This is a genomic window from Labrenzia sp. THAF35 (assembly GCF_009363595.1).
GTDB classification, from domain to species: domain Bacteria; phylum Pseudomonadota; class Alphaproteobacteria; order Rhizobiales; family Stappiaceae; genus Roseibium; species Roseibium algicola.
In genome coordinates this window covers 2894881-2912824 of sequence record NZ_CP045380.1, presented here as the reverse complement: position 1 = coordinate 2912824, position 17944 = coordinate 2894881, and the positions used below count along the sequence as shown (strand labels likewise).

General features: G+C 60.1%; 19 protein-coding genes. 16 read left to right on the top strand and 3 right to left on the bottom strand.

Going from position 1 to position 17944, the window contains the following annotated elements; translation table 11 throughout:
• Positions 1 to 75: 75 nt before the first annotated feature.
• Positions 76 to 639, top strand: coding sequence for a chalcone isomerase family protein (locus FIU93_RS13240; protein WP_152505820.1), 564 nt, complete (start codon positions 76 to 78; stop codon positions 637 to 639).
• Positions 636 to 1961 (top strand): MFS transporter, encoded by a 1326-nt coding sequence (locus FIU93_RS13235; protein ID WP_209010357.1) that lies wholly within the window; start codon positions 636 to 638, stop codon positions 1959 to 1961. The genes FIU93_RS13240 and FIU93_RS13235 overlap by 4 nt, the downstream gene beginning before the upstream one ends.
• Positions 1962 to 2020: 59 nt before the next feature.
• On the opposite strand, the gene FIU93_RS13230 is transcribed toward FIU93_RS13235, so the two are convergent.
• On the bottom strand, positions 2021 to 4168 hold the full coding sequence (locus FIU93_RS13230) for a bifunctional diguanylate cyclase/phosphodiesterase (RefSeq protein ID WP_152505819.1): 2148 nt from the start codon (positions 4166 to 4168) through the stop codon (positions 2021 to 2023).
• Positions 4169 to 4350: 182 nt separating this feature from the next.
• Here FIU93_RS13230 and FIU93_RS13225 point away from each other — a divergent pair, with 182 nt between their 5' ends.
• A complete protein-coding gene (locus FIU93_RS13225; protein ID WP_209010356.1) occupies positions 4351 to 4740 on the top strand; it encodes a DUF6665 family protein in 390 nt (129 codons plus the stop codon).
• A gap of 224 nt (positions 4741 to 4964) precedes the next feature.
• Complete coding sequence (locus FIU93_RS13220) at positions 4965 to 5969, top strand: DUF1402 family protein (RefSeq protein WP_152505818.1); 1005 nt, start codon at positions 4965 to 4967, stop codon at positions 5967 to 5969.
• Positions 5970 to 6100: 131 nt separating this feature from the next.
• On the opposite strand, the gene FIU93_RS13215 is transcribed toward FIU93_RS13220, so the two are convergent.
• Positions 6101 to 6790, bottom strand: coding sequence for an MBL fold metallo-hydrolase (locus FIU93_RS13215; protein WP_031268222.1), 690 nt, complete (start codon positions 6788 to 6790; stop codon positions 6101 to 6103).
• 169 nt (positions 6791 to 6959) lie between these two features.
• Between FIU93_RS13215 and FIU93_RS13210 the strand changes: the two genes are divergently transcribed.
• The 8 genes from FIU93_RS13210 to FIU93_RS13175 all read left to right on the top strand — a co-directional run bounded on the left by FIU93_RS13210 (position 6960) and on the right by FIU93_RS13175 (position 13257).
• Positions 6960 to 8057 (top strand): DUF1176 domain-containing protein, encoded by a 1098-nt coding sequence (locus tag FIU93_RS13210; protein WP_022998016.1) that lies wholly within the window; start codon positions 6960 to 6962, stop codon positions 8055 to 8057.
• Between the two features lie 214 nt (positions 8058 to 8271).
• Positions 8272 to 9111 (top strand): cold-shock protein, encoded by an 840-nt coding sequence (locus FIU93_RS31690; protein ID WP_022998017.1) that lies wholly within the window; start codon positions 8272 to 8274, stop codon positions 9109 to 9111.
• Between the two features lie 236 nt (positions 9112 to 9347).
• Positions 9348 to 9875 (top strand): GNAT family N-acetyltransferase, encoded by a 528-nt coding sequence (locus FIU93_RS13200; protein ID WP_152505817.1) that lies wholly within the window; start codon positions 9348 to 9350, stop codon positions 9873 to 9875.
• Positions 9872 to 10720, top strand: coding sequence for a 23S rRNA (adenine(2030)-N(6))-methyltransferase RlmJ (rlmJ, locus tag FIU93_RS13195; protein WP_152505816.1), 849 nt, complete (start codon positions 9872 to 9874; stop codon positions 10718 to 10720). The genes FIU93_RS13200 and rlmJ overlap by 4 nt, the downstream gene beginning before the upstream one ends.
• 97 nt (positions 10721 to 10817) lie before the next feature.
• The gene (locus FIU93_RS13190; RefSeq protein ID WP_208984223.1) at positions 10818 to 11264 is read left to right on the top strand and encodes a hypothetical protein; all 447 of its coding nucleotides are present in this window, start codon (positions 10818 to 10820) and stop codon (positions 11262 to 11264) included.
• Between the two features lie 29 nt (positions 11265 to 11293).
• Complete coding sequence (locus FIU93_RS13185) at positions 11294 to 11950, top strand: ribonuclease T (RefSeq protein WP_152505815.1); 657 nt, start codon at positions 11294 to 11296, stop codon at positions 11948 to 11950.
• Between the two features lie 47 nt (positions 11951 to 11997).
• The gene (locus FIU93_RS13180) at positions 11998 to 12648 is read left to right on the top strand and encodes a glutathione S-transferase family protein (RefSeq protein WP_022998022.1); all 651 of its coding nucleotides are present in this window, start codon (positions 11998 to 12000) and stop codon (positions 12646 to 12648) included.
• 177 nt (positions 12649 to 12825) lie between these two features.
• Positions 12826 to 13257 carry a DUF6165 family protein gene (locus FIU93_RS13175; RefSeq protein ID WP_209009389.1) on the top strand — a complete coding sequence of 144 codons (432 nt, stop codon included), beginning with the start codon at positions 12826 to 12828 and terminating at the stop codon, positions 13255 to 13257.
• Here FIU93_RS13175 and FIU93_RS13170 read toward each other — a convergent pair.
• Complete coding sequence (locus FIU93_RS13170) at positions 13192 to 14025, bottom strand: FkbM family methyltransferase (RefSeq protein ID WP_152505813.1); 834 nt, start codon at positions 14023 to 14025, stop codon at positions 13192 to 13194. The genes FIU93_RS13175 and FIU93_RS13170 overlap by 66 nt on opposite strands.
• A gap of 173 nt (positions 14026 to 14198) precedes the next feature.
• Here FIU93_RS13170 and FIU93_RS13165 point away from each other — a divergent pair, with 173 nt between their 5' ends.
• From FIU93_RS13165 to FIU93_RS13150, 4 genes are all read left to right on the top strand, one after another.
• Entirely contained in the window at positions 14199 to 14966 is a 768-nt protein-coding gene (locus tag FIU93_RS13165) for an FkbM family methyltransferase (RefSeq protein WP_152505812.1), read from the top strand.
• Positions 14967 to 14988: 22 nt separating this feature from the next.
• The gene (locus FIU93_RS13160) at positions 14989 to 16368 is read left to right on the top strand and encodes a tetratricopeptide repeat protein (RefSeq protein ID WP_152505811.1); all 1380 of its coding nucleotides are present in this window, start codon (positions 14989 to 14991) and stop codon (positions 16366 to 16368) included.
• A gap of 160 nt (positions 16369 to 16528) precedes the next feature.
• Positions 16529 to 17089: a hypothetical protein gene (locus tag FIU93_RS13155; protein WP_152505810.1), complete on the top strand. Its 561-nt coding sequence runs from the start codon at positions 16529 to 16531 to the stop codon at positions 17087 to 17089.
• A gap of 16 nt (positions 17090 to 17105) precedes the next feature.
• Entirely contained in the window at positions 17106 to 17891 is a 786-nt protein-coding gene (locus tag FIU93_RS13150) for a hypothetical protein (protein WP_152505809.1), read from the top strand.
• The last annotated feature ends 53 nt before the right edge of the window (positions 17892 to 17944 follow it).

Sequence of the window (17944 nt, the reverse complement as noted above, 5' to 3'; positions counted from 1 at the left end):
ACTAATCCGGCAACGCGGTTCCCCCGTAGATCCTTTCAGGCTGGGTACACGACAGGATCTGCGGAGGGTTGTTCGATGTTTCCTCATTTGAAGACACAAGGGTTCCGTTGGCGCAGGTTCGCCTTCGCGCTCACCCTGGCATTCGCTGTTGCAGCACCTGCCGGCGCGGCCTTCGCCGACCTGGGTTCAGCGGCCAGGCTGCTTCCGTCTGCCGAGCTGGTTGGCAAGGGCCGGATGACCTTCCTCGGCTTCAAGGTGTTTGACGCGGAACTCTATGCCCCGCAAGGCACTTATAGCCCGTCCGCCCCTTTTGCCTTGAAGCTCACCTATCTGCGCACCTTCAAGGGCAAGCAGATCGCTGAAAGCTCGGTCAAGGAAATCCGCCGGCAGGGCGGCGTCTCGGATGCTCAGCTTGCCAAGTGGCAAACCCAGATGGAAGCCCTGTTTCCAAATGTCTCCCCCGGACAATCGATTACGGGTGTACGCACCAGCAGCGGCAAGGCCGAGTTCTATCTCGGCAACCAGAAGCTCGGCACGATCTCCGACCCGGCATTCACGAAAAAATTCTTCGCTATCTGGCTGGGCAACAACACGCGTGATCCTCAGTTGCGTGCGCAACTGGTCGGGTCCGGTTCGTGACAACACGATTGTCGGACGACGCTGCGGCTCTGCCAAAAAAGTCCGGTAATACTGGAAGCGTGACGCTTTCCGGCCTTGCGACCTATGGGGTCATGGCGTTTCCCCTGGCATTTGCCGGTTTGCCGATCTACCTGCACGCCCCGGATTTTTATGCCGTCACCTTGCAGCAACCCGTGGCGACGCTCGGCGCCATTCTTCTTGCCCTGCGCCTGTTCGACGCCATCCAGGATCCTTTCATTGGCAGCCTCAGCGACCGGTTTCACCAGTGGCGCGGGACTGTTCTGGCGCTTGGCGCAATCCTGCTTGGCGTGGGCTTCTGGATGCTGTTTCATCCCTGGAAGGAGGCACCGCTTGTCTGGTTTACTGCCTCCGTGCTCATCTGCACCACGGGATATTCGGTCGTCACCATCAACTACCAGACACTGGGCGGTCTCTGGAAAACCAGTGCCTCCGACAGGACCCCGGTAACGGCGGCACGGGAAGGGTTCGGGCTTGCCGGTCTCCTCATTGCGTCGGTCCTGCCCGCCGCACTGGCAACACGGACCGGCATCGAAACGGCATTTCTCTATGTGACGCTTGGCTATCTGCCACTTTTGGCGGTCTCCTTGTGGCTCCTGTTACGATGGATGCGGTCGGCACCCCTTGAAAACCCGCAAACAGCTGGTCCGGTAATGGGCTGGTGGACCCTGTTGCGGAGCCGCTGGAGGCGTCTGTTTTTCGGGCTGCTGTTTCTCAATATTTTCGCAAGCGCGATCCCCGCCGTCCTGGTGCTGTTCTTCATCCGCGACAGGCTGGGGGCCGAGAGCTACACAGGGCTTTTTCTGCTGGTCTATTTCCTGTCAGGCGTCATCTCGATGCCGCTCTGGACCCGGCTTGCCCGACATTTCGGCAAGGTGCGGGCGTGGCAAATGTCACTGGCCGGCGCCATCTTCACGTTCTGCTGGGCCGCTCTTCTGGGAGAGGGAGATCTGACAGCCTATGCGTTTGTCTGCGCCCTGTCCGGCCTGGCGCTAGGCGCCGACCTTGCCTTGCCACCCGCCATATTGGCGGACCATATCGACACGGACCGGCGCCAGGGGGAGGCGTCGCGCCTTTTTGCGATTATGGCATTCTTGTCCAAGTCCGGTCTCGCCCTTGCCACCGGCCTCACGCTGCCTTTGTTGGGCCTGTTCGGGTATCAGCCGGGAACTGCCCTCACCGCACAACTCGGCTTTTTGCTCAGCCTCACTTATGCGGGCGTGCCCTGCCTCGTCAAACTGTGCGCGCTCTTGTGCCTGATCGCGTTTGAAAAGGACCTGACACAGGAAAAACCCGCCGGGTAACCCGTCCCGGCATCTCGACACGCCGCTTGCAGCCCTGACGACAAGACCGCAGCCCTGCCTCAACTGCGTGCGGCAAGAGGCGAACGAAGGGAAGCCGAGCCATCGTCTTTATCGTCGACAGGCTCACCCTTCGAAGCTGCCGCCTTGCGTGATGGTTGAGACTGTTTGCGCACCTCGTTTTGCACGGGGCCGCCGTGCTGGATCAGGCGATCGACCTGCGATGGACGCCCCAGCAGAAAGCCCTGACCTTCGTCGCAGCCTTCCTGTTGCAGGATCTCCATCTGTTCTTCAGTCTCAATGCCCTCAGCCAGCACCGGAATGTCCAGGCTCTTTCCGAGAGCCAGGACGGCGCGCACGATCGCCTTGGACTGGCGGTCCTGCTCCATTTCGCCAACAAACGCCCTGTCGAGCTTGATCTTGTCGAATGGAAAGGTCCGCAAGGTTTCAAGCGAAGAATACCCCGTACCGAAGTCATCCAGCGCTAGACCGACGCCCAGATCCTTGATCTGGCGCATGATGTGCAGCGAACGGGCCTTGTCTTTCACAAGGGCGGTTTCCGTCAGCTCCAGTTCCAGGCGGTGTGGTGAAAGTCCGGTCGTCACCAGGGCTTCATGCACCAGCCGTGGCAGGTTGGTGTCCATGAACTGTACGGCGGAAACGTTCACGGCAACCCGGTAAGCCGGTTCCCATCGCGAGGCGTCCTCGCAGGCCTTGTTGAGCACCCAAGCTCCAAGGGAAGCGATCAACCCGTTTTCCTCGGCAACGGGAATGAACTCGGACGGTGAAATCGGGCCGATTACGGGATGGGTCCAGCGAAGCAGGGCCTCATATCCCCGGATGCCCTGGCTGGAATTCAGCGACATCTGCACCTGATAATGGATCTCGAGCTCGCCGCGCTCCAGCGCCCGTCTCAAATCTTCTGCCAGTTGCCGCCTGTTTCGAACCGTCGCACCGATGTTGGCATCGTAAAAACAGATCGTTTCGAGAAACCCATGCTTGGCGTGATACATGGCAAGGTCGGCATTGTTGACCAGTTCGTCCGGCGTCTGGGCATCGTCAGGCCAGATCGCCGCCCCGAGGCTCGCGCCAACGATGCCGTCCATTGCCCCTATTTCGATCGGTCGGGTGAAAACGCTCTCTATCCGTTTCGCAAAAGACAGGATTTCATCCTTGTCGCTGAAAGGCTTGATGGCTGCGAATTCGTCGCCGCCGAGGCGGGCGATGAATTCATCGTCGCGCAGGATCTGCTCCATGCGCCGGGCCAGGATGCGCAGAACCTCGTCACCCGCAGCGTGGCCAAAGGTGTCGTTGATTTCCTTGAAGCGGTTCAGATCGATCCCGATCACCGCCAGCTTCTTGCCGGGGTTCAAATACCCATCGAGATGTCCGGCAAGCTGTCTCTGGAAGCTCGTGCGGTTCGGCAAGCCCGTGAGTGCGTCATGAGCGGCAACATGGTGCAGTTGCCGCCTGGATATCGCTCGCACATTGTTGTCGATCAGGAAGCTCGTCAGCCCGGTGCCGACAACCAGCAGGGCAACAACGGCAATTGCCAACGCAAGGGCAAGGGCAGCACCGTTATCGACCTCCGTGAAATTCTGCGACATCGGGATGATCCGCAACGCGGTCATGCCGGTGAAATGCAGGCTTACGATCCCGGTCACCATCAGGGCAACGGCAACCCAATACCGACGAGAGCCCAGGTAGGTGCGCCAGATCAAGGTGATCGCGGCAGCGGACAGGGCAACAGACAAAAGGACGGACGCGACGATGTAGCCGAAGTCCCACTCGACGAGCCCTGTGATCCGGTAGGCGAACATCCCGGTGTAATGCATGGCCGCAAATGAAATTCCGACGAGAGCCCCACCCATGCCGGTCAGGATCTTTCCGCTACCGAGGCCGCTGACCACGAAACTGACAAACAGCCCGACAATCGCGATCACAAGCGAAATGAGTGTCAGGGCCGGATCAAACGAGACCGGAGCGGTCGGCTCGTAGGCCAGCATTGCAACGAAATGGGTGGTCCAGACACCGCCGCCACCGGCAACGGCCGCCAGAAACTGCCACCCGAGACGCTGTGTGCCTTGCGCACGCACACAACGCCGCAACAGCCGCAGGGTAACGGCCGATCCAAACAGACAAACGAGAGCTGCGAGCCCCACAAGCGCGATGTTGTGCTGATAGAAGATGCAGCCAAGCACATTGAACATGGTCGGGAATGATCCGTATAAATGCGTAGACAATCGGGTAGGTAGCACCTAAAAGTTACGGTTGAATTGACTAATTCCCGAGAAACAGATCGACCTTCCGACCCCTCCCGAGGCCCAGCCTCACCGCGATTCAGTCGACGTCGGCTGTTGCGGAAAAGGCTTGCCTTGAAAGGAGCCGTCGTGTGACCCTGCGTGAGATTGCCGCAACAGCTTCCGACGTCATGACCGTACGCCCACCCCAACTGACCAGACCTGCCGACAAGGATCCGCTCTCGGCAGCGCTCGAGAACGAGATTCTCAACGAGAAGGCATCCACGCTTTCGCGGCTTACCAAAAAACTGGAGACGGCTCTCACCGATCTGAAATCGGCGGAAGACGGTTCCGAAACAGATAGCGAAACCCTGCAAAACCGGCTTGCCGATGCCGGTGAAGCGCTCTGGCATGTCACCATCCAGCGCGAGTTATGCGGCTTGCGTCAGCACCGGGCCTTCTACGATTTCCTGGACGTTCCAAAGGCTGTCCGCCTGCGCATGGGGCCTGCCGCGGCCTTTCGTTCGGCACCCGGCTCCTGACAATCCACCGGGCTGTGACCGGTATCACTTCTTTGTTGATGTCCCTGCCCTAGAGACAGGAACCGGTTGCATCTTCGCGGCTGCGGTGGTTTTTTCTGGGGGCTTTTTGCAAGATGAGTTATTTACAGTCGCATCCAGCGAGCTATGTGAACCAACTGGAGCTCGCCGGCACGACCGCATTTGGTCGGCGAGAAACACAAGATAAAGCCAGGCGCAGAAAAATTATGGTGTGCAGGAAGACCCGTCATCTCGGCCGAATTTCCAAACTGGTGACTGGATGTCTGGTGTTTGGCCTGCTCTTGGCTCCTTTGGCGCTGCCTCTCGCGACAAGTACGACCGTGCAAGCCCAATCCGTGCGGGTGGTGCCGGAAGGCAACCGGTTCAAGAGCCAGCCGAAGATCCCCTTCGCCTCTTCGCGCCGTACCGCCGCCTCCAAATCATCCTACGATGCCAAGTTCGACAAGGTTCTGGCCGTATTGAAGCGTGATCGCCGCCTGATGGGGTCCATCAAGCGCGTGGCCGCCCGCTACGGCATCGACCCGATCCACATCATCGGCGCCATCGTCGGCGAACACACCTACAACTACGACACGCTCGACAGCGCCCAGTCCTACTACGTCAAGGCTCTCGCCTATGCCGGCATCCGCTTCGACTTCGAGCTGAACGGAGTGCACGTCGACAAGTTCGTCGAACGCCCGGAGTTCGAACGCTGCCGCAAGGACCATGTTCAGAAAAGCTCGGACCGCCGCTGGTCCTGTTACGAGAACGTCTGGAACGGCAAGTTTCGCGGCCGTTCGGTTGACGGCGTCCGTTACCCAAAAAAGAACTTCAACGAAGCGTTCTTCCAGCCGCTTTATTCCGGCCAGAGCTTCGGCCTTGGCCAGCTGAGCCCGCTCACGGTCCTCAAGATGACCGACCGGGTTGCCAAGCAAAGCAACTTCCGCAAGCTGACGGCAGCCGATTCAGAGGCGGTCTACAAGGCCACCATGGACCCGAACATCTCGCTGCACTACATGGCCGCGATCATCCAGGACTCCATTGCCGCCTATAAATCCGTTGGCAAGGTGGATATTTCGAAAAACCCTGGCCTGACCGCGACGCTCTACAATCTCGGCGATCCCTGGGGCCGAGCCGCGAAATACCGCCGCAGCGGCCAAAGCTGGCCGCAGGAAAACTACTACGGCTGGCTGGTCAATGATCGCATCGACGATCTGAGAGCCCTGCTCTGACAGGTAAAGTCGCCAGCCTTCGCCCTTCCGGCGCAGCAGGACCTCAGGCAGCATCAGATTTCTAGTCTTCCAACCCGCCGAGGGCTGCCCGAAGCGGGCAATCCCTCGCCGGATCAAGGCATCACCGCACCTCAGGTCAGGAACGGATTGGTCTCACGCTCATGGCCAATCGTCGAGGCCTGGCCGTGACCAGGAAGAAAGGCGACATCGTCACCAAGCGGCAGCAGCTTTTCGCGGATCGACTTGATCAGGGTCGCATGATCGCCGCCCGGCAGATCCGTGCGACCGATGGAGCCGGCAAACAGAACATCGCCGGAAATCGCGAAACGCAGTTCCTTGTCGAAGAACACCAGGTGGCCGGGTGAATGGCCCGGGCAATGCAGAACATCGAACATCCGCCCGGCGATTTCCACCTGGTCGCCTTCGACCATCCAGCGATCCGGCATCACGGGTTTGACGCCTTCCACGCCGAATTGCACCGCCTGGTCGGCCACCCTGTCGATCAGCATCTGATCGGCTTCGTGTGGCCCCTCCACCGGCACCTTCAGCGCTTCGGCCAGGTCGGCCGCACCGCCTACGTGATCGATATGACCGTGCGTGAGAACGATCTTTTCGACATTCACGCCCTGCTTGTTCACCGCTGCCAGGATCTTGTCGACATCGCCGCCCGGATCAACCACCGTTCCGCGCATGGATGAAGGGTCCCAGATGAGCGAACAGTTCTGCTGAAACGGCGTAACAGCAATCACCATCACCTGGATTGGCGGCATGCCGTCTTCCGGATTTTCATCCCCACCGGAGTTCGTCGTGTCCTGCGCCATGGTAGCCTCCTTCAACAGCGGCCTCGCACGGCCCATTGTAACAAATACGGGACAACACCATCCGGTGTCGTGTTTCTGGTCAATCGCGGCTTCACCTGGCCGCGTGCATTTCGTACAAGATGTATGGACCTGTTGGAAGACGCCAAGCACATTCGGATAGCCGGAGCTGATGACGCCACGACTGTTGACATTGCTGATGACTGTTGCCGCAGCGCTTTTGGGCGCTTCGAGCACAATGGCGCAGCCTGGCCGGACGACGCCCAGCTTCGAAAGCTGGACGGTCGATTGCGGCAATACCGGCGTGTGCTTTGCCTCCTCGTTCACCCGCAGCCAGTCGGTCTGGGTCGATGTGCGCATCGTCCGCGACTGGCAGGCGGAGGCCCAGCCTCTTGTCCGTGTAACCACCAACACCGAGCTGCCCAAGGACGGCACCTTGAAGTTCGAGGTCGACGGCGCTCCGATCGAGGCGCTGCCGATCGAACAGCTGCGCGAGATGCAGCCGGCTGTCAATCCGCCAGCCGGCTTCCGTCCGCTCGGTGGAGAAGGCTTCTGGTATCCGACAGGCCCGGCGACAACGACGCTGCTTGACGCCATGCGCAAGGGCAAGGAACTCACCATCAGCGTACCTGCGACCACCGGAACCGACCCGGTCGCGGTACCCGTCCCCCTCCTCGGCCTCAAATCCAGTCTGTTGTGGCTCGACAATCGCCAGGACCGCACCGGCACCGTTGCAGCCATCGTCTCCCCCGGCACCGACCCTGCCAGGGACGCCCCGCACGCCATTCCGCTGATGAGCGCCGACCAGCTCCCGCCGGAAGTGGCTGCCGTCTGGTCTGCCAACCGCCTGTGCTCTGAAATCGACCCGACCATCTTCGCCAGCCTGAATGCCGTTCGGGTGCCGCTTGCCGACAGCGCCGCGCTCTACATCATCCCCTGCGGGGCTCCAACCGCTTACAACAGCCCCTATGTAGCTGTCCTTTCCGGCAAGGACGGTGCAGCCCGTCAGGTGCATGTCGCCCGCATGTCGGAAAAGGGTCCGGTCGCAACAGATCTCATCTACAACGCAAGATGGATTCCGGCCGATCAACAGCTCGTAAGTTACTTCAAGGGTTCAGGAGTTGGCGAATGCGGCCTGTGGAACCGATGGGTGTGGAACGGCACCGGCCTGGTGCTGCTGGAAGAAGCGGCCAGGAAAACATGTGACGGTACGGAACCTGACTTGTCCAATTGGTCAAGTACCTGGCCTCCGAAAAACGCTTCCAATTAGCGCCTGCACCAAGGATTTTCTTGCGATTTTCCCTGTCCCGCCCTTATGATGATAACGCAGCGGCTGGAGAGGGATGTGGCAAGATTGTTTCAACCCGATCCCAGAATGTTGATCAGACGCACGGAGTGCGCCTGAGTGTGGTGACTCGACTGTGAAGGCGGGTGAGGTTGGTCGTTATGTGCCGAAAGGGCGCAACAATTAAGGTGATTCGGTAATGCACGATGGTGATTCGGACCGGCGGTCGCGTGGTCGGCGCGGCGGCAAGCGCGAGTTTGGCGGTCCGCAAGACTTCGGCAGTGATTTTGGCGGAAGCGAGTTCGGTGGAGACTTCTATGGCGGCGGCCGGGATGGCGGCTACCGCGGCGGACGCGACAATGATTTTGGTGGCGGCTACGGCCGCGACGACAATAAAGAAGGCGGCTATGGCGGCGGCCGGGGCGGTTACGGCGGCGGTGGTGGCCGTGGTGGCTACGGCGGTGGCGGCGACCGCGAAGGCGGTGGCGGTTACGGCGGCGGCGGTGGCCGTGGTGGCTACGGCGGCGGCGGACGTGAAGGCGGCGGCTATGGCGGCGGCGGACGCGAAGGCGGCGGTTATGGCGGCGGTGGTCGCGATGGCGGCGGTTATGGCGGCGGCGGCGGTGGCCGTGGCGGATACGGTGGCGGCGGTGGCCGTGAAGGCGGTTACGGCGGTGGCGGACGCGGCGGATATGGCGGCGGCCCGCGCGAAGGCGGCGAAGGCGACGGCTTCCGTCAGCAGCGCCCGCGGCGCGACATGCCCCCGGTCGAGCGTGGCCCGCGTCAGTCTGGCACCGTAAAGTTCTTCAAGAACGACAAGGGTTTTGGCTTCATCACTCCGGACGAAGGCGATGCGGATGTGTTCGTGCACATTTCCGCGGTCGAGCGGTCCGGTTTTGCCGGCCTGGACAGCGGACAGCGGGTGTCCTTCGAGACCGAACCGGATCGTCGTGGCAAGGGCCCCAAAGCGGTCAACCTGCAGGCGCTTGAAGAAGGCGACGCACCGCAGGAAGACGACGGCGGACCTGCCGAAGAATAAGCTCCCCTAGCCCCTGCCACACAGAGGCTTGAGAGCATGAAGCAAGTGGGCGCAGCCTTGCTGCGCCCACATTCTTTTTACCGACAATGCCGGCACCGCCTCCCCCGACCTGACTTGGAGCCGTGCCGGTTTCCCTTGATCCTCAGCAGTAACTGCAATCAACGGATCCAGCGGACATCTTTCCACTTCCTGCCGAAGCCCCTATAAGGCGGGTCCGAAATCCACCGTGGTGCCCCATGCTTGCCGTTTCATCCGATACCCTGACCATCCGACCGTTCCTGCCGGGCGACCTCGGCGCGTTGCTGCCGCTGAACAATGCTGCTGTTCCGGCCGTCAACGAACTGACAGCCGAAGAACTGCTTGATCTGGTCAATTCCGCCCTTGTCTGTCTTGTTGCAGTCGTGGACGACACGCCTGCCGGTTTCCTGCTGTGCCTGGGTGACGGCGCCGGCTATGACAGCCGCAATTATCAATGGCTGAGCGAACGCGTTTCAAATTTTGCCTACACCGACCGGATTTGCGTCGACGAGAGCCTTCGGGGCAAGAAGATCGGCGACGCCCTTTACGGCGCCCTGTTTGAACGTTTTGCCGGCAGTGGTCGTGTTTTCGTCTGCGAAGTCAACGAACGCCCCGCCAACCCGGGCTCGATACGGTTCCACAGCCGTCTCGGTTTCTCGGAAATCGGCAAGGCAGACCATGGCGACAAGGCAGTTATCTTCTTCAAGCGCGATGCTGAACCTGCCTCCGGGTACCAGTCCGAATGAACTACCGCCATGCCTATCATGCGGGAAACATCGGCGACGTCCTGAAGCACGTCGTCCTGGCCCGCCTGATCGCCTATTTCCAGCGCAAGGACAAGGCCTTCCGCATCCTCGACACCCACGCGGGCATCGGTCTTTACGATCTCAATTCGCAGGAGATGCAGAAGACAGGTGAATGGCAACTGGGCATCGGCAAGGTGCTTGAGGCCGATATTCCGCCTCAGATAGCCGAATTGCTTGCTCCCTGGCTGACGGCAGTACGCGCGCTCAACGACGGCGACGCGCTGAAGGTTTATCCGGGCTCGCCCATGGTCGCACGGCAGTTGATGCGCAAGCAGGACCGCCTGACGCTGACGGAACTGCACCCGGCGGATTTCAAGACGCTCGCGGAGCGGTTCGCGGGAGACCATCAGGTCAAGACCATCCACCTGGACGGCTGGCTTGCCATGGGAAGCTTTCTGCCCCCCAAGGAAAAACGCGGCCTTGTGCTGATCGACCCCGCCTTCGAAGTGACGGACGAATTCTCCCGCATGACCGACGCCGTGGTGAAGGCCTACAAAAAATGGCCAGGCGGCACCTATGCACTTTGGTATCCGATGAAGGATGTCAGAGCGATCCGGCGCATGCATGGCGACTTCGACGAAGCTGGCCTGCGCGACGTACTGAGCCTCGACCTCAACGTTGGCAAGAGCGGCCCGGACACCAGAATGCTCGGTTCGGGCATGACACTGATCAACGCCCCTTTCACGCTTGCGGAGGAAATGCGTCTGATTCTGCCCTGGTTGTGCGACGTCCTGCACCAGGGACCCGGCACCAGCTGGAACGTAACGCAGCTGATCGGCGAATAAAGCCCCTACAGTGACACTTTTACCGGGATCGAACCTTGACCTTCCGACCCGGCTCCCCCATCGTCTCCTACACAGTTTGATTTCCGGAGTTTATGCCGTGAGTATTGCCCGATCCGTCTGCTTGACCCTGTCAGCCTTGGCCTTTTGCGCAAGCTTGGCTGCACCGGCTGCCGCGAATGACGACCGTGTCTACTTCTCGTTTGGCAGTGACAAGCGCTTGCCGGATTGCACGGCCGCATCCGTTCAAAGTGCCGTCGCAGGCACCGTCGCCCGGGCTCGCAAGGACTATTACGGCGGCCGCACGATCTTGAGCATCGACGGCATCAGTGAAGTCAACAACAGCGGCAATGACGTCAGCCCGATCGAGCGCCGCTACTGCAAGGGCACGGCCAGCCTGTCGGACGGCACCATTCAGTCCGTCCACTACATGGTGGAAGAGCACGCCGGTTTCGTCGGGCTCAGCTGGAATGTGGAGGCCTGCCTCGCTCCTCTGGACAAGTGGCGGGTCTACGGCGACCATTGCAGCACGGCGCGCCCGCACTAAGGCCACGGCTTCCCCAAGAAGGTTGATCCATGGCGCTGCTCGGCCATATCGGAAGACTGTCCGCCTGCCTTCTGGCGGGACTTCTGAGCCTGCCAGCCTCAGCTGATCAGTCCGGAAAATTCGATTTCTATGTTCTCGCCCTGTCCTGGTCGCCGACCTACTGCAAGCAACAGGGCGCGGATGCCAATCCGCATCAATGTGAAGTCTCCAAGCCCTTTCGCTTCGTCGTGCATGGCCTGTGGCCCCAATACGAGCGGGGCTTCCCGGAAAGCTGCCCCGGCGCGCCCAAGCGTATCGACCGGCAAATCGCCGTTTCGATGGAAGACATCATGCCGAGCCACAATCTCGTCTTCCACGAGTGGCGCAAGCACGGCACCTGCTCCGGCCTGACGCCGGAAGACTACTTCGATCTCACCCGCGAGGCTTTCGACAAGATCACGATCCCCGGGGCCTTCCGCACACTCGACAAGCGCGGCAAGGCCGCCCCCGATACCGTTGAGAAAGCCTTCCGGCTTGCCAATCCGGGCCTAAAGGAGGACGGGCTTGCCGTCACCTGCGACCGGGGCGAACTTGAGGAAGTCCGCATCTGCCTCACGCGGGATCTGGAATTCCGTGCCTGCCGCGAGGTCGACAGATCCGGCTGCCGCGCCGGCAGCCTGTCCGTGCCTCCCCCCGGCGCACGCTAACCGTCTTATACACCCCAACCGCCTTCTTCTTTCAGGAGTTCGGACCCATGATGAAACTTCGCTCGTCTCCCCCGTCGCCTTTCGGCCGCAAGGTGAAGCTCGCCCTGTCCATTCTCGGCCTCAAGGGCAAGGTCGAGATCGAAGACGCCAATACCGCCGACCCCTCTGACAGCCTGCGCAGCCAGAACCCGCTCGGCAAGATCCCGGCGCTGGTCCTGGAAAACGGCGACGTTCTCTACGACAGCTCCGTCATTCTGGAATACCTCGACTTCCTGGCGGGCGGCGGCAAGCTGTTTCCGGAGGGCGAAGCCCGGTTTCCGGTCCTGCGCGACCAGACACTGGCGGACGGCATCATGGATGCGGCCATCCTTCGGGTCTACGAGAAGCGCTTCAAGGAACCGAAGTACCGCGACCCGGCCTGGGACGCCTATCAGGCAGCCAAGATGGATCGTGGCCTGAAGCACTTTGAAGACAACACGCCACCTGTTCCGGCAACCGCTGCAGACGTCAATGCCGGCTCCCTGACGCTCGCCTGCGCCCTCGGCTACCTGGATATCCGTTTTGCCGGCGAATGGCGGCAGACCCATCCGAAACTTGTGGCCTGGCTGGACGCCTTTGAAGCAGCCGTTCCCGCCTTCACCGACACCAAGGTGCCGCCTGCCCCCGTTCCGGACAACGCCCCGGCCCTGCTGCAGTAATCGCCTGCCTGCAGCAACATGCTATCAGCCGGCCCTGGTGATGCAGGGCCGGCTTTTTTTGTTCGACGGCTGGTTCTGTGCCCCTGCTCTGCAAGCACGCCAATTAACGGACCAGCGACTTGATGCTACAGTTCTGAAACCAGCGGGAAGAACATAAAGGCATGTGTCTTGGTCGAGATGATCTACATACCAATTTCACCGGCTGAACTCCTCGACAAGATCACCATCCTTGAAATCAAGGCCGACCGCATATCCGCTCCGGAGAAACTGGAACACGTCCGCTTCGAATTGGCTTCGCTCAGCGAGATTTACGACCGGCACATGCCTGATACGGGCCAAGTCCACACCTGGAAGGCCCGGTTGAAAAGCCTCAATGAAAGTCTGTGGAGTTTCGAAGACGACATCCGCAACTACGACCGATCGCAGGATTGCAAGGACCGCTTCGTGGATCTGGCACGACGCATATACCAGACGAATGACAAACGCGCGGCACTGAAGCAGGAGATCAATACGGAACTCGGGTCTCGTATTGTCGAGATAAAATCATACGCCGCTGTCAGCAGTCTGCAGAAACTCCCCTTGTCCGTTCAAGACGAACACGAAGTTTGAAAACTGGTAGAAATTCGTCAATGGATCTCTCGGCTCCCGCCGCGTCCAACCGTTCGGCAGCAACTGATAGACGTCGTATTCTGGAAGCATTTCCGCGAAGTCGTTCAGCGTCCTGCTGCGGAACATCTGGTGCCAGTTGAACTCCATCTGGATGAACCGCGGCCTGATTTCGGAAAACACCCTGGCAGCCCCTTCGAACACTTCGGTCTCAAAGCCTTCCGTGTCGATCTTGATAAGATCTACCGCCGTTATTCCGGCTACCCGGCAATAGGTATCGAGCGACGTCACCCGCGCCTTCACCGTTTGCCCGTTTGTGACATAACTCACCTTCTTCACCTCCTGCGAGAAGGAGGCAAGAACAGGGTTGGTTGCATCGAAATGCAGTAGCCCCTCGCCGTCGAAGTTACCAACCCCGACGTTTTCGCAAACGATCCTGTCGCCATAGGCCTGCGTGTTTCGCACCAGCTCTCCATGCGTTGAGATCAGCGGCTCAAAGGCAATGACGTCGGCGGACGTGTAGTTCAACAGATCAAGACTGTATCGGCCGACATTCGCACCGATGTCGAAACAGAGCCTCGGTGCAGTGGCGGCCAGGATCTCTTTCACGAAGAAGGTCTCGCCGCTCTCCAGATTGTTGTAGCCCCGCGCCGACAAGGCGGCATTCAGCAGATAGTCATTCAGCTCGGCCAGATCCGGACTGTGCCGGTTCGCGATGTACCACTCCAGGAATGCCTCGGTCAGGCTGGATGCGGATGTCTGGTCTTTCATTCGCGCCGTCACCTTTCGCCATCTCCAGTGCGTGCTCCTTGCGAACCCTTACAGCGGGATCATCAAAGACTTTGAATTTGGGCAGCACCCTGAACTAACCTAAGGTAACTTTCGCATGGATTTGAACCATTCAATTCAAAGCAATTTCAAATCAGTCAGGACCTCACTGCCTCATGACCATGCCGGAATTCTACAGCGAGTATTCCCCGCAAGCCCTGAGAGACCTCCGGGAAACGCTTGTCGGTCAGCTGAAACATGTTTTCGGGCCGAGCCGGGGCGGCTTGCGGCACGAGATCTGGGCCGTGGAAAAGGCCCTGGGCATGCACCAGCAGTATTTCAGCCAATCCGGCCAGGACAAGTTCCTGAACGACGAGGTTCTGAAACACCGTACAGGCGGCGTTTTCCTGGAACTTGGCGGATATGACGGGCTCACTGGTTCAAACAGCCTTTTCTTCGAAAAGGAACTTGGCTGGACCGGACTGTTGATTGAGCCGTCACCGGCGAACTTTGCAAAGGCGACGTCCGTCCGCGGCTGCGCGTGCCTTAACGCTGCGGTCGGTTCGCCGACACCTTTCGCGGAATTCCTGGAAATCCGAGCCGGCTACACCCAAAGCGGCGGTCTGCTCGCAAACATCGCTCCGGACCTTCTGGAAAGGATCCGGCAGCACCCCGAGCACGACGAGCGCATTGCAAAGATACCGGTTCGCTCGATCAGGGAGATACTGGCAGACGCGGCAATTGAGCGTATCGATTATGTGTCTCTCGACGTTGAAGGCGGCGAGATGGCTGTCCTGGAAGAGTTTCCCTTCGAGACCATCCCGGTCGAAGTGTGGACCATCGAGAACATTACCGACAGTCCCGAGATCCCCTCCTTCATGGCCGGAAAGGGATACGAGGTGATCGAGTTTATCGGCATAGACGAAGTCTACAGAGCAACGTGAACGGGACAGCACAGCAGGCCAAATGACCAGAGACCCCGGCCCACTGACGGCAGATGACTTGTACGAAATGGCGCTGCGAAGCTTCGGCCGGGAGCAATGTGCCACGGCGATTGCCTATGCCGATGCCTGCCTGAAACTCGCTCCGGATCATTTGGACGCCTGGCTGTTGCAGGCGGAGGTTCATCTTCTGGAGGAGCGGGATACGGCTGCACTCGCCTGTCTTACCCGGGCTGCTGCCATCACGCCGCCAAGCATCGTCGCCCTGCACCGCCTTGCTGCGCACTATCTGCGCCTCGGACGCCCGGAAAATGCCTTGGCCGTGGCAGAACAGCTGAAAAACCTGCAGCCCGACGATCCTGAGATAGACTATGTCCTGGCCGTCGCCCGCTCCAGATCAGGCAAGCACGGCGAGGCATTCAACATCTTTCGGAGGCTCTTGCGCGACGATCCGGACGATGCCGGTTCAGCTATCGAAGCCTCCTGGCTGGCTCTGGGGCAAAGGGACTATCGGCGTGGCTGGCCGCTTTGGGAGCATCGCTTCGGCGCCGGCATCACTCCGGCCGCCGTTCACCACCTGCCCTTCTTGGACGGATCTCCGCCAGCGGAGAGGAAAATCCTGGTTCTGCCCGAGGGTGGGCACGGCGACATCATCTGGGCGGCGAGGTTTCTGCCAGGCTTGAAGGCTGCCGGCGCAAGCGTCCATTTCCTGTGTCCCCCGGCCCTGTCGCACCTCCTGCAGAACCTTCAAGGTGTCGACATCTGGGTCGAGAATGCTGAAGAGCTCCCTGGGTATGGCTGCGAGTATCAGATCTCGCTTCTGTCACTGCCTTATCTGCTTGGTGTCGATGATCCGTCCCGTTACCCACCTCCGCGCCTGAAGTGCGATCCGGCGTTTGCAGGAAGGCGAGACGCCTTGCTTGCAAGGGCGAGAGCACCGCTTCGTGTCGGCATCCTCTGGTCGGGAAACGTGGACTACGGTGGCAACGCGGACCGGGCAGCGCAGCTCTCGGATTTTCTGCCGCTTGCCGAACTGCCCTTCGTTCAACTCTACAGCCTGCAGAAAGGGCCGCCCCATCGCCAACTCATCGAAGGCGGGTTGGGTGATCTTGTCATCGATTGTGACGATTTCGATTTTGCCGAAACCGCCGCCATGATCCAGTCGCTGGACGTCATCGTGATGACCGATAGTGCTGTGGGACATATTGCCGGGGCGATCGGCACACCGGTCTGGCTTCTGCTCGACACTTTTCCCCACTGGTATCACTGCTTTGAGGGAGACCGTTCGGACTGGTATCCGGGCATGCGTTTTTTCCGGCAACAGCATCCGCGTGATTGGAGCAATGTCGTCAGGAACGCAGGCGAAGCTCTGAAAGGAGTTGCGGAAAGCAGAGGCATTTTGTAACTTTATGTCAGTTTAGCACTTAAATCTTTTATAGTATTTGGTTCTTGAGGGATAAGCTTTGGTTGACCGAAAGAAACCGGGGATCGATCAAGATCTCGTAAAACTGGGTGCAGGCAGAAGACCGTCAGCCGACAGCTCCATGGGCAGTCGGCCCGGACAAATGCATTCCGATACCCTCACCGCCGGTCCGGCTGGATACGCTCCCTTCTCCAAACGGCCGGCGATGAACACGATCTATGCAGGGCATCCGGGCGCGCGGCGACCGGTGATGGACACCATCTATGCAGGTCATCCAGGCTATCGCCGACCGGTGATGGATACCATCTACGCTGGACATCCCGGCCATCGCCGACCTGCGATGGATACCATCTATGCCGGCCACCCCGGTTTCCGGCGGGCAGCCATGGAGACCGTCTATGCTGGTGGCGCAGGCTACCGCCGACCGGGAATGAACACCATCCACCCGGGACATCACGGCTCACGGCGCGCGGTAATGAACACCGTCTACGGGGGCCGCGCGGGGTCACGGGTTCCAAACGCAAATACCGTCTTCTCACCGGGCTACGGCGTGTCTCAAATTCAGACGCGGCAAGTCACGGATCCCTTTACCCGCCAGCCCGTGACCGTTTCCTACAATACCGTCACCGGCCTTTATCTCGACAAGAGCCTCAATCGCTGGCTCCCAGCTCCGCCCTGGATCAGTGCACAATTCCGGCGATAACAAGGGCGGTGCTCCCGTGCTGAGTTTCAACGTTACCGTCGATGCAAGCGACGGAAACACTGAAGGCAGCGGGCCGGCAACGATCGGCTGGCTGCTGGCGGGCGACGAATCCCAACTGGTCTACAAGCCACCGCAAAGGCTGAAACAGTCCTCAGCCCCGTGCCGGCGAACCCATGCCAAATCCGTGACAGCCTGCCCTGCGGTCCTGGGGCTCGAAAGCAGGCTTTTCGAAGTACTATGCCCTTGCGACCTCTCCCTTCAGATGGCCGAAACCGACTTCGGTGAACCCGTGGTCGTGAACGCCGACGGGCCAATGTCCTCGGTTCGAGACGATGTCTTCGCTCACCTGATCATTCTTCATCCGCGCGAAGAATGGCGCTCGCCCGACCGCCCCATCCTGCAGATGCGCCTGCCGTATATCTTTGTTGCGGACGAGCCCACCTACATGTCGCAGTTGCCACCGTTTCAGCATGTCGGGAAATCGTTGCTTCCCGGCCTGATGATACCGGGAAGGTTCCCGATCAACGTCTGGCCGAGAACGCTGACATGGGCGTTCGAATGGCACGATATCTCTGCTCCCCTCATTCTGCGCCGCGGAGACCCTCTGTTTTATGTTCTTTTTGAAGTCTATCCGCAGTCCCGGGCCATCCAGCTGGTGGAAGCGGAACACACTCCGGAGCTGCAAGCCTATCTGCAGCAGATCAATGGCGTCGTCGGCTATGTGAACCAGACCTTTTCACTGTTCAAGGAAGCAGAAGAGCTGCGACCAGCGCAACTCGTAACTCCAAAGAAAGCACCATAGGAAACCGGCGAAACTCTGCCGAGGTCCTGACGCCTGACCCGAGACACCCGGAA